The organism is Micromonospora sp. D75, assembly GCF_018070405.1.
GTDB lineage: Bacteria > Actinomycetota > Actinomycetes > Mycobacteriales > Micromonosporaceae > Micromonospora > Micromonospora chalcea.
The window spans coordinates 1-719 of record NZ_JAGPXV010001124.1 but is presented as its reverse complement, the minus strand read 5'-3'; the positions used below and the strand labels follow the sequence as shown (position 1 = coordinate 719).

General features: G+C 80.0%; 1 protein-coding gene. It reads right to left on the bottom strand.

Going from position 1 to position 719, the window contains the following annotated elements; all coding sequences use genetic code 11:
* Positions 1 to 719 (bottom strand): DUF6350 family protein (locus KBX39_RS32435; protein ID WP_247660829.1); only part of this gene is annotated, 719 nt, incomplete at both ends.

Sequence of the window (719 nt, the reverse complement as noted above, 5' to 3'; positions counted from 1 at the left end):
GTACCGCGCCCACCGCGATCACCAGGGTGGCCACCACCGCCACCGGCCAGGGCGACGGGCCGACCTCGGCCAGCCGCCCGCCGCCGAGCGGCCCGCCGGAGACCGCCGCGACCAGCCCCAGCAGCACGCCGGCCACCGGTCCGGCGAGCGCGGCCGGCCCGAGCAGCGCCGGCCAGGCCACATCGGCCCGTTCCTCGGCGGCCGCCCGGATCAGCCGCCGGGCCAGGAGCCAGCCGGCCGCCATCGCGGCCAGCACCGGCACCGCGAGCAGCGCGGCGCCGAGCCCGTCCATCGGGCCGCGCGGCAGGCCGGCCAGCAACGGTACGGCCGGCAGCGCGCCGACCGACACCTCACTCGTGCGGACGGCGGTGTCGGTGCCGACGGCGAACCCGGGACCGAGCAGGTAGCTGGCCGACCAGGCGATGGCGTTCGGCGCGTACGCGAGGCTGACCAGGGTGATGCCGGCCTGACCGGCCACCCCGGTCCGGTAGGCGCCGATCATGTCGGCCGCGTCGCCGCCGCCGGTGGCCACCGCCAGTCCGGCCGCCCCCGCGCCCGCGCCGAGCAGCAGCAGCGCCGCGACCAGGCCGGTACGCAGGCCGTCGCGCAGCGGCGGTGGGCAGCGCGCGGTCAGCAGCGCCCAGACGCCTGTGGTGCGCAGCGCCCCGACCAGGGCGGCCGGCACGCCGAACGCGGCGAACGTGAGCGCGGCGGTGACC